The 13,229-nt window shown below is 65.5% G+C and carries 14 protein-coding genes; 4 read left to right on the plus strand and 10 right to left on the minus strand.

The annotated features are described in order from the left end of the window. Positions 1-372: 372 nt before the first annotated feature. From Q8P46_01570 to Q8P46_01580, 3 genes are read right to left on the minus strand one after another with little or no spacing between them, the layout of a single operon-like run. A complete protein-coding gene (locus tag Q8P46_01570) occupies positions 373-1,359 on the minus strand; it encodes an Hsp33 family molecular chaperone (GenBank protein ID MDP2618860.1) in 987 nt (328 codons plus the stop codon). Positions 1,360-1,372: 13 nt separating this feature from the next. Beyond that, positions 1,373-2,299, minus strand: coding sequence for an ornithine carbamoyltransferase (gene argF, locus Q8P46_01575; protein MDP2618861.1), 927 nt, complete (start codon positions 2,297-2,299; stop codon positions 1,373-1,375). A gap of 16 nt (positions 2,300-2,315) precedes the next feature. After that, complete coding sequence (locus Q8P46_01580) at positions 2,316-3,515, minus strand: aspartate aminotransferase family protein (GenBank protein MDP2618862.1); 1,200 nt, start codon at positions 3,513-3,515, stop codon at positions 2,316-2,318. A 360-nt stretch (positions 3,516-3,875) separates the two neighbouring features. Here Q8P46_01580 and Q8P46_01585 point away from each other — a divergent pair, with 360 nt between their 5' ends. Then, positions 3,876-4,409 carry a GcrA family cell cycle regulator gene (locus Q8P46_01585; GenBank protein MDP2618863.1) on the plus strand — a complete coding sequence of 178 codons (534 nt, stop codon included), beginning with the start codon at positions 3,876-3,878 and terminating at the stop codon, positions 4,407-4,409. 10 nt (positions 4,410-4,419) lie between these two features. On the opposite strand, the gene phoB is transcribed toward Q8P46_01585, so the two are convergent. The 7 genes from phoB to phoR all read right to left on the minus strand — a co-directional run bounded on the left by phoB (position 4,420) and on the right by phoR (position 11,218). Further along, positions 4,420-5,109, minus strand: a complete 690-nt coding sequence (phoB, locus tag Q8P46_01590; protein ID MDP2618864.1) for a phosphate regulon transcriptional regulator PhoB — start codon at positions 5,107-5,109, stop codon at positions 4,420-4,422. A gap of 7 nt (positions 5,110-5,116) precedes the next feature. Beyond that, positions 5,117-5,839, minus strand: coding sequence for a phosphate signaling complex protein PhoU (phoU, locus tag Q8P46_01595; GenBank protein ID MDP2618865.1), 723 nt, complete (start codon positions 5,837-5,839; stop codon positions 5,117-5,119). A gap of 22 nt (positions 5,840-5,861) precedes the next feature. Beyond that, positions 5,862-6,671, minus strand: a complete 810-nt coding sequence (gene pstB / locus Q8P46_01600) for a phosphate ABC transporter ATP-binding protein PstB (protein MDP2618866.1) — start codon at positions 6,669-6,671, stop codon at positions 5,862-5,864. Between the two features lie 2 nt (positions 6,672-6,673). Beyond that, a complete protein-coding gene (gene pstA / locus Q8P46_01605; protein ID MDP2618867.1) occupies positions 6,674-7,531 on the minus strand; it encodes a phosphate ABC transporter permease PstA in 858 nt (285 codons plus the stop codon). After that, positions 7,531-8,526, minus strand: a complete 996-nt coding sequence (pstC, locus tag Q8P46_01610; GenBank protein MDP2618868.1) for a phosphate ABC transporter permease subunit PstC — start codon at positions 8,524-8,526, stop codon at positions 7,531-7,533. The genes pstA and pstC overlap by 1 nt, the downstream gene beginning before the upstream one ends. Before the next feature lie 131 nt (positions 8,527-8,657). Then, the gene (gene pstS, locus Q8P46_01615; protein MDP2618869.1) at positions 8,658-9,701 is read right to left on the minus strand and encodes a phosphate ABC transporter substrate-binding protein PstS; all 1,044 of its coding nucleotides are present in this window, start codon (positions 9,699-9,701) and stop codon (positions 8,658-8,660) included. Positions 9,702-9,856: 155 nt separating this feature from the next. Continuing rightward, complete coding sequence (gene phoR / locus Q8P46_01620) at positions 9,857-11,218, minus strand: phosphate regulon sensor histidine kinase PhoR (GenBank protein ID MDP2618870.1); 1,362 nt, start codon at positions 11,216-11,218, stop codon at positions 9,857-9,859. 178 nt (positions 11,219-11,396) lie between these two features. Between phoR and dctP the strand changes: the two genes are divergently transcribed. The 3 genes from dctP to Q8P46_01635 form a co-directional block, all read left to right on the plus strand. Next, positions 11,397-12,356, plus strand: a complete 960-nt coding sequence (dctP, locus tag Q8P46_01625; GenBank protein ID MDP2618871.1) for a TRAP transporter substrate-binding protein DctP — start codon at positions 11,397-11,399, stop codon at positions 12,354-12,356. A 124-nt stretch (positions 12,357-12,480) separates the two neighbouring features. Next, the gene (locus Q8P46_01630) at positions 12,481-12,999 is read left to right on the plus strand and encodes a TRAP transporter small permease subunit (GenBank protein ID MDP2618872.1); all 519 of its coding nucleotides are present in this window, start codon (positions 12,481-12,483) and stop codon (positions 12,997-12,999) included. Beyond that, positions 12,996-13,229 (plus strand): TRAP transporter large permease subunit (locus tag Q8P46_01635; protein ID MDP2618873.1); only part of this gene is annotated, 234 nt, incomplete at its 3' end. The genes Q8P46_01630 and Q8P46_01635, both read left to right, overlap by 4 nt.

The following is a 13,229-nucleotide window of genomic DNA, read 5'->3' on the forward strand; positions in this document are numbered from 1 at the left end:
TCAATGATTCCAATAACTTATCTGCCCTACCTTAGGAGAAACGGTCAGTATCCGGTGCCTTCGCATTTGTTGGAAAGACTCGCTTTTTCGAAATGGCCTGGGCGGCTCACTTGAGATGTGTGCATACGATAGCCCCTTGACGGGGGAGGGATACGAAGCCTTTCCGGCCCTGGCCGGCTTACGCGGAGCTGGGTGGGGGTGTAATGGCACCGCCGCATGGATTGCCCCCCGGGCATCGCCCCCCGGGTCGTGCCGAAGGCAGGCCCGAGGATGAACTCCGCCACGACAGGGACCAAGAAAGCCGCGTCTCGAAGGATGGGGCCAGGGCGTTGCACTTCGTTTGTGAACGCAGGCGCCCAGCCCGGCGCAAGGTCAGATTTCCTCCGGACGGACCGGATAGACGGTCGAGCAGAAGCGGCAGGTGACGACGATTTCGCCGCTCTCCTCCTCCACCATGTCGGCGCGCTCTTCGGCCGAAAAACGGCGCAGCATCTCGACGATGCGCCGACGCGAGCAACCGCAGGACTCGCGCAAGGTCCGCGCCCTGAAGACCCGCACGCCGCGCTCGTGGAACAGGCGCAAGAGCAGCCGCTCCGGCTCGAGCGTCGGGTCGGTCAGCTCGTGCGCTTCCACCGTCTCGGTGAGCGCGCGCGCCTCCGTCCAGGCGTCGGGCTCGGTTTCGGGCGCCGCCGCCAGGCCTTCCGGCGCGTCTCCCGGCGGAAGATCGCGCGGAGGCCTCCGCTCGCCCTTGGGCAGGTGCTGGATCAAAATGCCGCCGGCGCGCCAGGCCCGGCCCGGGGTCTCGCCGTTGGCGGCCGGCGTCACGCTCTCGGCGACGGCGAGCCGCACCAGGGTCGGGATCTGCTCCGACTGGCGGAAGTAAAGGTCGGCGGCGTCGGCCAGGCTCGCCCCTTCGAGCGGCACGATGCCCTGATAGCGCGAGGTGTCCTGGCCCTGGTCGATGGTCATCGCCAGGTGCCCGGCGCCGAGGAGATCGGCCGGACCCGCGCCCGTCTGTTCCGCAACAAGCACCCTGTCGGCGTCGAAGCTCGCCCAGGCGCGGATGCTGTCGGGCGTGTCGAAGTCGACGACCATCAGCGACACCGGACCGTCGCTCTGGGTCTGCAGAATGAAGCGGCCCTCGAATTTGAGCGAGGCGCCGAGCAGCACGGCGAGCGCGATCGCCTCCCCGAGCAGGCGCGAGACCGGCGGCGGATAGGCGTGGCGCGACAGGATGGCGTCGGCGGCGGGCCCGAGGCGGACGATGCGCCCGCGCACGTCGAGACCCTCCGCCTCGAAGGGCATGACGAGATCGTCGCGCGCGCCGGCGCGCTTGTGTCCATGTTGGTGTACGGTCATTGTTTAAGCGTTGCTACTCGTCCCCGCCGAGGCACCATGCAAGGATCGCCTTTTGCACGTGCAGCCGGTTTTCCGCCTCATCCCAGACCACCGAGCGCGGACCGTCAATGACCGCGTCGGTGACCTCGTCGCCGCGATGGGCCGGCAGGCAATGCATGAATATGGCGTCAGGCGCGGCCTTTTCCAGAAGCGCCTCGGTGACCTGGTAGGGCATGAAGTCGCGCCGGCGTTCTTTGCCGTCATTGTCGCTCATCGACACCCAGGTATCGGTGATGACGCAGTCGGCCCCGGCGACCGCTTTGGCCGGGTCTTCGAAGAGGTGGATGTCGGCGCCCGTCTTGCGCGCGCAATCCAGCGTCTCCGGGTCGGGCGCGAAGCCGGCGGGCGAGGCGATGCGCATGCGCACGTCGAACAGGCCCGCCGCGTGCAGCCACGAGCGGGCGACATTGTTGCCGTCGCCGACCCAGGCGACGATCGAGCCTTCGATCGCGCCGCGGTGCTCCTCGAAGGTCATGATGTCGGCCATGACCTGACAGGGATGCGACCGGTCGGTGAGGCCGTTGATGACCGGCACTTCGGAAAAGCGGGCAAGCTCCTGCAGATGGTCGTGATGGCCGGTGCGCAGCAGGATGACGTCGGCGTAGCGCGACAGAACGCGGGCGGTGTCGGCGATGGTCTCGCCGCGGCCGAGCTGCAATTCGTCGTGGGAGAGCGTCAGCGTCTGGCCGCCGAGCTGGCGCATGGCCAGATCGAAGGAGACGCGAGTCCGCGTTGACGGCTTCTCGAAGATCATGGTGAGCGCAAGCCCGGCAAGCAGCCGCGACTGGGCCTCGCGCCGGCCGGCCTTCCAGTCGACCTTCATGCGGGCCGCGTGGTTCAGGATGCCGCGCAGGGTCGCCGCGTCGTGATCGCTGATATCGAGGAAGTGCTGCGGCGGCATGTTCGCCTCCGTCTCCTCATGGATGCGCGGCCGGCGCCTGGACCTGCGGCGCCAATGCCGCGCAGGCCGCCGCGATCTTGCCCGCGGCCTCGTCGATCTCGGCGTCGGAGACGATGAGCGGCGGCAACAGCCGCACCACATTGTCACCGGCGGCCACCGTCAGCATGTTCTCGGCCAACAGCGCCTTGACCAGGTCGCCATTGGGAACGGCGCATTTCAGGCCCAGCATCAGGCCGGTCCCGCGCACCTCCTCGATGACGCCGCCGGCCTCGTCCTCGAGCCGGGCGAGCTTCTGGCACAACCGGGCCGAAGCCTGGTCGACCCGGTTGAGGAAGGCGGGCTTGGCGATGATCTCGAGCGCCGCATTGCCGACCGCCATGGCGAGCGGATTTCCGCCATAGGTGGAGCCGTGCGAGCCGACCGTCATGCCCGCGGCTGCGTCATTGGTTGCCAGGCACGCGCCGAGCGGAAAGCCGCCGCCGATCGCCTTGGCGATGGCCATGATGTCGGGAGTGATGCCCTCCCATTCGTGCGCGAACAGGCGCCCGGTGCGGCCCATGCCGCACTGGATCTCGTCGAGCGCCAGGATGAGCCCATGCTCGTCGGCGAGCGCCCGCAGCGCCTTCAGGAAGCCCACTGGCGCCGTGCGGATGCCGCCTTCGCCCTGGATCGGCTCGATCAGGAAGCCCGCGGTCTCCTCGGTGATCGCCTTCTTCGCCGCGGCAAGATCGCCGAACGGCACTTGGTCGAAGCCGGGCATGGGCGGGCCGAAGCCGTCGAGATGCTTGGCTTGGCCGCCGGCGGCGATGGTCGCCAGCGTGCGGCCGTGAAACGCGCCCTCGAAGGTGATCAGCCGATAGCGCTCCGGCGCGCCCTTGGCGGCGAAGTGCTTGCGCGTCATCTTGATCGCGCATTCGACCGCCTCGGCCCCGGAATTGGTAAAAAAGACGAGGTCGGCGAAGGTCAGCGCCGAGAGCCGCGCGGCAAGCCGCTCCTGGCCGGGGATGCGGAACAGGTTCGAGACATGCCACAGCTTGCCGGCCTGCTCGGTCAGCGCTGCGACCAGGCGCGGATGGGCATGGCCGAGCGCGTTGACCGCGATGCCGGCTGAAAAATCGAGATAGCGCTCGCCGGAGGCCGTATAGAGCGTGCATCCCTCGCCGCGCTCGAAGGCGAGATCCGCGCGCGCATAGGTCGGCAGAATATGGGACTGCATGGCGTTTTCCCGCCCCTGAGAACAGCAATTCGACAAGAAGCCAAAACGCCGCCGGTCGTCCGGCGGCGCAGTGTTGCGGATTATCGAACCCAATGCGGAGTGTGTCAATGTACAGGCGAAATCGGCGCGCCGTCCTTGCCGCATGGCGTTTGATTGGGGAAAACCGGGCAAACCGCTAGGGCTCCCCTTGCGGAGGAGTCCGGGCTTATTGTAATCTGTATATCGTCCGTTACGAGATCTCGTAGGTACGAGGTCGCGACACCCCTAGTTCATGTGTTCCCTTTTCCGCGTGCCGGGCTGCGGCCTGGCGCAAGGCTCCGGGATTCTACCTGCGGCGGAATACTAAACTGGAGAGCGGCCATGGGCTGGACGGAAGAACGGGTCGAATTGCTGAAGAAACTGTGGGCCGAGGGGTTGAGTGCAAGTCAGGTCGCGGCCGAGCTCGGAAACGTGACGCGTAACGCGGTTATCGGAAAGGTCCACCGGCTGGGGCTGTCGGGGCGGGCGAAACCGACCCGGGGAGCGGCCGCGCGGCCGCGGCGGATGCGCAGCATGCGCCCGCAGCGCGACGGCGAGCCGGGGTTTGCGACCATCGGCAACACCGCGCTCAAGGCCGAGAGCGTTCTGCTCGCGCGGACGCGGCCGAAGCCGGAGCCGGCTCCAATCGCCGAACTGGTCATTCCCAAGGAGCAGCGCAAGACCATCCTGCAGCTGACCGAATATACCTGCAAATGGCCGATCGGCGATCCCGGCGACGAGGAGTTCCATTTCTGCGGCCGGAACTCGGAGATCGGCGGCCCCTATTGCGATTATCACGCGCGCATCGCCTATCAGCCGCTGCAGGACCGCCGGCGGGAGCGTCGGGCGCAGCGCGCAGCGACCGGCGGCCGCTAGCAACCCGGCTTCAGAACTTCTCGTCGAAGGAATAGCCGGTGCCGCGCACGGTGCGGATCGGGTCCTTAGCCCCGCCGCGCCTGAGCGCCCGGCGCAGCCGGCCGATATGCACGTCGACGGTACGATCCTCGACATAGACGTCCTGGCCCCACACGCTGTCGAGGAGCTGGGCGCGCGAATAGACCCGGCCGCGGTTCTGCATCAGGAACTCCATCAACCGGTATTCCGTCGGCGCCAGGGGGATCTCGCGCCCGGAACGGCGCACCCTGTGGGCGGCGCGGTCGAGTTCTATGTCGCCGGCGCGCAGCGTCTCGGCGACGAGATCGGGACGGGCCCGGCGCAACAGGGCGCGCACGCGGGCCAACAGCTCGGGAACCGAGAATGGCTTGACCACATAGTCGTCGGCGCCGGTGATGAGGCCGCGGACGCGTTCGGTCTCCTCGCCGCGCGCGGTCAGCATGATCACCGGCACCTGGCGCGTCTGGGCGCGGCTGCGCAGCCGCCGGCACAGCTCGATGCCGGAGATCCCCGGCAACATCCAGTCGAGCAGGATCAGGTCCGGCGCCTTTTCCTGGATCAGCGTCTCGGCCTCGTCGCCGCCCGCCGCGGCCGCGACCTCGTAGCCTTCCGCCTCCAGATTGTAGCGCAGCAGGACCCGGAGCGGCTCTTCGTCCTCGACGATCAGGATTTGCGGCGTCACCGCGCGATCACTCCTCCGAAACGGGGTAGGGAACGGCGGTGGTGCTGGTCTCGTCGCCCTTCGGCCGCTGATCGGTCAGCGCCTCCCCATGCACCAGATAATAGACCATCTCGGCGATGTTGGTGGTGTGGTCGCCGATGCGCTCGATGTTCTTGGCCGCGAACAGGAGGTGGGTGCAGGCGGTGATGTTGCGCGGGTCTTCCATCATGTAGGTGAGCAGCTCGCGGAACAGCGAGGTGTACATGGAGTCGACCTCCTCGTCGCGCCGCCACACCGCGAGGGCCTTTTCGGCGTCGCGCTGGGAATAGGAATCGAGAACATTCTTCAACTGTTCCATGGCCATGCGGCTCATATGTTCGACACCGTGGATCAGGCGCTTGGGCTGGACCTCGGTCCCGATTGCCAGCACCCGCTTGGCGACGTTCTTGGCCAGATCGCCGATGCGCTCGAGCTCGGCCGAAACTCGGATCGCGGCCATGATTTCGCGCAGATCGAGGGCCATGGGCTGGCGGCGAACGATCATCAGGATCGCCTGTTCCTCGATCGCCTGCTCGAAGGTGTCGGCGGTCTTGTCGTCTGAGATCACCTTTTGCGCCAGCTCCGCGTCGCGCCGCTTGAGGGCGTCGACGGCCTCGGCGAGCTGGCCCTCGACGATGCCGCCCATCTGCGCGATCTTTTCGCCGAGAGACACGAGCTCTTCCTCGAAGGCGCGGACGATATGTTCGGTCATGGTCAATTTCCTCAAGTCACGCTCAGCCGAAGCGGCCGGTGATGTAGTCCTGGGTGTGCTTGTCGGCCGGCTTAGTGAAAATGGTCGAGGTATCGTCGAATTCAATGAGCTCGCCCAGATACATGAAGGCGGTGAAATCGGAGGTGCGCGCCGCCTGTTGCATATTGTGGGTAACGATGGCGATGGTGTAATCGCCTTTCAGCTCGTCGATCAGCTCCTCGATCTTCGCGGTCGAGATCGGATCGAGCGCGGAGGCCGGCTCGTCGAGCAGGATCACCTCGGGCTCCACCGCGATGGTGCGGGCGATGCACAGGCGCTGCTGCTGACCGCCCGACAGGCTCAGGCCGTTGGCGCCGAGCTTGTCCTTGACCTCGTCCCATAGCGCCGCGCGCCGCAAGGCCCCCTCGACGCGCGCGTCAAGCTCTGACCGTGACAAGCGATGGTAGAGGCGGATACCGAAAGCGATGTTCTCGTAGATCGTCATCGGGAACGGCGTCGGCTTCTGGAACACCATTCCGATCTTCGCCCGGAGCAGGTTGAGGTCGTGTCCCGGAGCCAGAATGTTCTCGCCGTCGAGCAGCACCTCGCCCTCGGCGCGCTGGTTGGGATACAGATCGTAGATGCGGTTGAGCACGCGCAGAAGGGTCGACTTTCCGCAACCGGACGGCCCGATGATGGCGGTCACCCGGTGTTCGTAGAGGTCCAGATTGTTGTCCTTCAGGGCCAGAAAATCGCCGTAATAAAAGTTGAGATGGCGTATGGAGATCTTTTCGCGCAGCGACGCCCGTGACGCCGTCGCATCGTTGTTCTTGACGGCAATCCGCAAGTCCATGGTCATTCCGGCGTCCTTGTCGCGGTGAGGGCCCGCGCCAAGACGCTTAAGCCCAGCACCGCAAAGGTAATGATCAGGGCGCCCGTCCAGGCGAGCTGCTGCCAATCATCATAGGGGCTGAGCGCGAACTGGAAAATGACCACGGGGAGGCTGGCCATCGGCGCGTTCAGGTTGGTGCTGAAAAACTGGTTGTTGAGCGCAGTGAAGAGCAGCGGGGCGGTCTCGCCGCTGATGCGGGCGATCGCCAGCAGCACTCCGGTCGTTATACCGGCGCGGGCCGCCCGATAGGCCACATTTCGGATCACCAGCCAGCGCGGCGTGCCCAGGGCGACGGCTGCTTCGCGCAGCGTGTCCGGCACCAGAAGGAGCATGTCCTCGGTGGTGCGCACCACGACGGGCAGGACGATGATGGCGAGCGCCACCGAACCGGCCCATCCGGAGAAGTGCCCCATCCGGGCGACCATGACCTCATAGACGAACAGGCCGACGACGATCGACGGTGCGCTCAAGAGAATGTCGTTGATGAAGCGGACCACGATCGTCAGCTTCGAGTAGCGTCCAAATTCGGCCATGTAGGTGCCGGCCAGTATGCCGAGCGGCGTCCCGAACACGACCGCCAGGCCGGTCAGGATCAAGCTGCCGATGATCGGATTGAGAAGGCCGCCGGCGCTGCCCGGCGGCGGCGTCATCTCGGTGAACACCGCGAGCGACAGTCCGCCCATCCCCTTCCACACCAGCACAGAGAGGATCAGCACCAGCCAACCGAGGCCGAAGGTGGCGGCGGCCATTGAAAGGCTGGTGGCAACGGCGTCACGGCGCCGGCGACGCGCATAGATCCGTCTTGGCGTGGCGGGCTGCATTAAGCGCCGACCTTGCGCTCGAGCTGCAGCAGCATCAGCCGGGCGGCGGCGAGCACGATGAAGGTGATGAAGAACAGGATCAGTCCGAGCGCGATCAGCGACGAGGTGTAAAGATCGCCGACCGCTTCGGTGAATTCGTTGGCGATACTGGCCGAGATCGTCGTCCCGGGCGCCAGGATCGAGGTCGAGATGCGATGCGCATTGCCGATGACGAAGGTCACCGCCATGGTCTCGCCGAGGGCGCGGCCAAGGCCGAGCATGACAGCGCCGATCATGCCGACTCTCGTGTAGGGGATGACGACGCGGCGGATCACTTCCCAGCGGGTGCAGCCGATGGCGTAGGCGGCCTCCTTGAGCACGCTCGGCACCGTCTCGAAGACATCGCGCGTAATCGCGGTGATGAACGGCAGCACCATGATTGCCAGGATCAAACCGGCGGTCAGGATGCCGATGCCGTAAGGCGGCCCGGCAAAGAGCTGCGACAGTACCGGCACGCCGGCGAACGTGTCGATCAGTGCCGGCTGGACATAGACCTGCAGCACCGGCGCTAATACGAACAGGCCCCAGATGCCGTAGATGATGCTCGGGATGCCGGCAAGCAGCTCGATGGCGGTGCCGATCGGCCGGCGCAGGTACACGGGGCAGATCTCGGTCAGGAAGATGGCGATACCGATGCTGATCGGAACGCCTACAAGCATGGCGATCGCCGAGGTTGCGACCGTGCCGTAGATCGGCGCCAGCGCGCCGAACTTCTCGGTGACGGGGTTCCAGCTCTGGGTGACGAAGAAATCAAGCCCGAACGTCTTCAGTGCTAACCACGAACCGTCGACAAGCGCGAGGATGACGCCGGCAAGGACGGCAAGAACGGCGATGGCGCAGATCTCCGTCACCAGGCGGAATGTCCGGTCACCGATATTGAAGCGGCGCAGGGTGCGGGCGCGACGGCGTTGCTCGTCGGCAAGCGATGGCCTGGCATCGATCAGCGCGTCACTCATGCTCGCCCCCGCTCTCACGGCAAGCGCCCTGACGGGCGCTTTTCTTGTGCAAGGGCGGCGAAGTATCGCCGCCCTTGGCAATTATGCTCACTCACTGACACTGACGCCACAAACACGGACTGACACTGACGTTACATTGCGAAAATCGGCTTACCGCTCGCGTCCTTGATCTCTGCGGCCCACATCCGCTCGATGTCATCGACCACCTTGGCGGGCATCGGCACGTAGTCGAGCTCCTCGGCCATCTTGCCGCCGTTCTTGTAGGCCCAGGCGAAGAACTTAAGGGCCTCGGCCGTGGCTGCGGGATCTGCCGGCTGCTTGTAGATGAGGATCCAGGTCGCAGCCGTCATCGGCCACGACTGGTCGCCAGGCTGATTGGCCAGGATGACACCATAGCCGGGCTGCGAGTTCCAGTCGGCATTGGCGGCGGCGGCCTGGAAGGCCTCGGAGGTCGGGGTGACCGTCTTGCCGGCCTTGTTGACCATCTGGGTGTAGGTCAGCTTGTTCTGCAGGGCATAGGCATACTCGACATAGCCGATCGAGCCCTTGGTGTTGGCGACGTTGTTGGCCACACCCTCGTTACCCTTGGCGCCAATGCCTGTCGGCCATTCAACCGACGTGGCAACGCCCACGTTCGACTTCCACGGCGGGCTGACGTCGGAAAGATAGTAGACGAAGTTGAAAGTCGTGCCCGAGCCGTCGGAGCGATGCACGACGGCGATGGCGCTCGACGGCAGGTTCACATTCGGGTTGAGCTTCTTGATCGCCGGATCGTCCCAGCTCTTGATGTCGCCGAGGAAGATCCTGGCGAGGGTGGGTCCGTCGAGCACGAGCTCTCCGGCCTTGATGCCTTCGAGATTCACGACCGGAACAATGCCGCCCATGACCATCGGGAACTGGGCGAGGCCGCCCGCCTCCAGATCGTCGCCCTTGAGCGGCGCATCGCTGGCGCCGAAGGTAACGGTCTTGGCCTTGATCTGCTTGATGCCGCCGCCGGAACCGATCGACTGGTAGTTGAGGCCGTTGCCGGTCTCTTTCTTGTAGGCGTCCGCCCACTTGGCATAGATCGGATAGGGGAATGTCGCGCCGGCGCCCGAAATATCGGCCGCCTGGACGCTGCTGACGCTGATCGCAGCCGCAAACAGGGCGACGACCGGGAGTTGGAGGAACTTCATTTGCGCTCTCCCTTATTGGAGCATGACGGAAGTCGGGTTCAAAAGCCCGACATCGGGGCAATCCGGCCCCGATGGGCGAGCGGTAAATGCGGACCATAAACGCATTATGTCAGTTTTGTGACAGTTCGATGACGGTTGCGGATAGAACGAGCGCCCTATCCGGCAGCCGGCTTGTCGCGGCCACCTGCATTGTCGGCAAGGTTGAGGCGGACCGTGAAGGTGGCGCCCTCCCCGGGCACCGACGCGATCTGCATGCTCCCGCGATGGCGGTTCAGGATGTGCTTGACGATGGCGAGCCCCAGGCCGGTGCCGCCCTTCTCGCGGCTCGAGGCGACGTCGACCCGATAGAAGCGCTCGGTCAGGCGCGGCAGGTGTTCGGCCGCGATCCCGGGCCCGTAGTCGCGCACGCTGACGGCGACCTCGCCCTTGCCGGCGCCGACCGCCGGATCCAACGTGACCTCGATCCGGTCGCCTTCCGCGCCATATTTGATCGCGTTTTCTATCAGGTTCTGGAACACCTGAGTGAGTTCCTCGCGTTCGCCCACCACCAGAACCGGCGCGTCCGGCCGGCTGAGCTCGATCTTGACCCCGGCCGCCGCCGCAAGCGGGGTCAGGCTGTCGGCGACGCTGGCGACGACGGCGGCAAGGTCGGTCTGCGCCGAGGGGCGAATATGGGCGTTGAGTTCGATCCGGCTCAAGGACAGGAGGTCGTCGACCAGGCGCGACATGCGTTGCGCCTGGGCGCGCATGATGTCGAGAAACCGCGCGCGCGCCTTCGGATCGTCGCGGGCCGAGCCTTGCAGCGTCTCGATGAACCCCGCCAGCGAGGCGAGCGGCGTGCGCAGCTCGTGGCTGGCATTGGCGATGAAATCCACCCGCATGCGCTCGACCCGCTGCTGCTTGGTGAGGTCGTGGAGCAGGAGAAGGAATGCCGCTCCTGGCCGCTCGGCGCCATGAATCGGTGCGATATGCGCCTCGAACCAGCGGTCGATCGGAACGCGCTCGAAATAATCGACGCGGACCGCATCGCCGCCCTGCTGGGCCTGGCGCAACGCAGCGGCGATCTCGGGCGCCCGCAACACGGCGGAGACGGGCCGGCCGGCAACGATCCGGCCGAACAGTTCCGATGCCGCCGCATTGTGATTGAGGATGCGGCCGTCGGCGGAGAGCAGCAGGCAGGGGTCGGGAATGACCGAGATCAGGGCGGGCGCCATCGGCGCGGTTGGGGCAGGGCGAGCCATATCGAAGGAAGCAGAACTTTTCTCAGGCAGTTCAGGCACGCGCGCCGGCGCGACCAGGGCCGCGATGACCACCAGCACCCAGCCGGCCGCGGCGGCCGAAACCGGCACGGCGCCGGAAAGAGCGGCCAAAAGCGCCACCAGGCTTGCCGCCGCGATCACCCATTTCTGCCGCGCCGCGGCGGCGATGAGCGCGTCGAGCCCGGCCAGAAACGGCCCGGTCTCGCCCTGTTTCGCCTTAGGTGGCGGCGCGGTTTCCTTGGTTTCGCGCTCGGCCATGCTGCGTCTTTCCCGCAAGTTTCCGGTTCTGTCCGGGACATTCTATACAAGCTACTTGACTCGCGCGCGACGGGCATGCCGAGATGGCGCGACTTTCGCCATGTAGCTTCAAAAACGTCAGGGAGGACGGTTCGAAATGAACAAGACACTCATCACGACTCTCGCCTTTACGGCGGCAATGGGCATTTTCGCCGGCGTGGCCGGCGCCCAGGAGGTCACGCTCAAGGCTTCCCACCAGTTTCCGGGCGGCAAGGGCGACGTGCGCGACGAGATGGTGCAGATCATCGCGCGCGAGGTCGCCGCCGCCAATGTCGGGCTCGAAATCCAGATTCATCCCGGCGCCTCGCTGTTCAAGCCCACCGAGCAGTGGAACGCCATGGTCACCGGCCAGCTCGACATCTCCGCCTTCCCGCTCGACTATGCCAGCGGCAAGGTGCGCGCGTTCGGCGCCACGCTGATGCCGGGCCTGGTCCGCAATCACGACAAGGCCGAGCGGCTCAACGATTCGCCGTTCATGGCCGAGATCAACAAGAAGATCGAGGAAGCGGGCGTCATTGTGCTGGCTGATGCCTGGCTTGCCGGCGCCGTCGGCTCAAAGGCGGGCTGCATCCGCAAGCCCGAGGACATCAAGGGCCTGAAGGTCCGCTCCGCCGGCGCGACTTTCGCCGCGATGTGGCAGCAGGCCGGCGCCAGCATCGTCTCGATTCCCTCGAGCGAGGTCTACACCGCCTTGCAGACCGGCGTCGCCGAGGCGACCGACACCAGCGCCGGCAGCTTCGTCTCCTTCCGCCTCTATGAGCAGCTCAAATGCCTGACCGCTCCCGGCGAGAATGCTCTGTGGTTCATGTACGAGCCGGTGCTGATGTCGAAGAAGAGCTTCGATGCCCTGAGCAAGGAGCAGCAGGAGGCTCTCCTGGCGGCCGGAAAGAAGTCGGAGGAGTATTTCGACAAGGAGTCCAGGGGCCTCGACGAAAACATGGTCGAGACCTACAAGAAGAATGGCGTCGAGGTCGTCACCATGACCGAGGAGGAGTACAACGCCTGGATCGCGGTGGCCAAGGAAAGCTCCTACAAGCAGTTCGCGGAAGAGGTTCCGGACGGCCAGGCGCTGATCGACGCAGCCCTGGCGGTGGAATAGCCGCTTCCGTCGCATCCGGCCGGCGGGAGGGTCCGCCGGCCGGAGCCTTTCCTTCCAATCGAGTCTGGCACCCTGCCCGGCCCTGTGGAATCAATTGGGCCGACAGGGCCATAGGGACAGCGGGATGGACCTTTTCGTCCGGGCGGTGACGCTCATCTCGCAGATCTGCGGGATTGTCGCCGGCACGCTCATCGCGGCGGCGGTCTTCGTCGTCTGCCACATGGTGTTCGTGCGCTACGTGCTGAACGAGAACACCATCTGGCAGACCGATTTCGTCACCTACAGCCTGATCGCCGCCACCTTCATCGGCAGCCCGTTCGTGCTGCTCACCCGCGGCCACGTCAATGTCGACGTTCTGCCGATCTACCTTACGCCGAGGCCGCGCTTCTGGCTGGCGCTGGTCGCGGCCCTTTTGTCGCTGGCCTTCTGTCTAACTTTGATGGTTCTGGGCTTTCTGTTCTTCAAGGAGGCCTGGGACAATAACTGGGTCTCGTTCACGATGTGGCGGGCGCGGCTGTGGATTCCCTATAGCTCGATGCCCATCGGCTTGGGCATCCTGTCGCTGCAATATGTCGTCGACATCGTCAAGCTGTCGACCGGCGAAGACCCCCCCTTCGGCATCGATCGGAGCGAGGCGGCATGAGCCCGGTCGCCCAGGGCGTGACCATTCTCGGCATAACCCTTGTCGTCCTGATGTCGGGCATGCCGGTGGCGTTCGGACTCGGTGTCGTCGCCATCTTCTTTCTCATCATCTTTCACGGAACCGATTCGCTGCAGGTCGTCGCCGAGACGTTCTATGCTTCGCTGGACGACTTCACCCTGGTCTCGATCCCGATGTTCATCATGATGGGCGCCGCCATCGGCTCCTCGCCC

This window comes from Hyphomicrobiales bacterium, from assembly GCA_030688605.1.
In the GTDB taxonomy this organism is placed as follows: domain Bacteria; phylum Pseudomonadota; class Alphaproteobacteria; order Rhizobiales; family NORP267; genus JAUYJB01.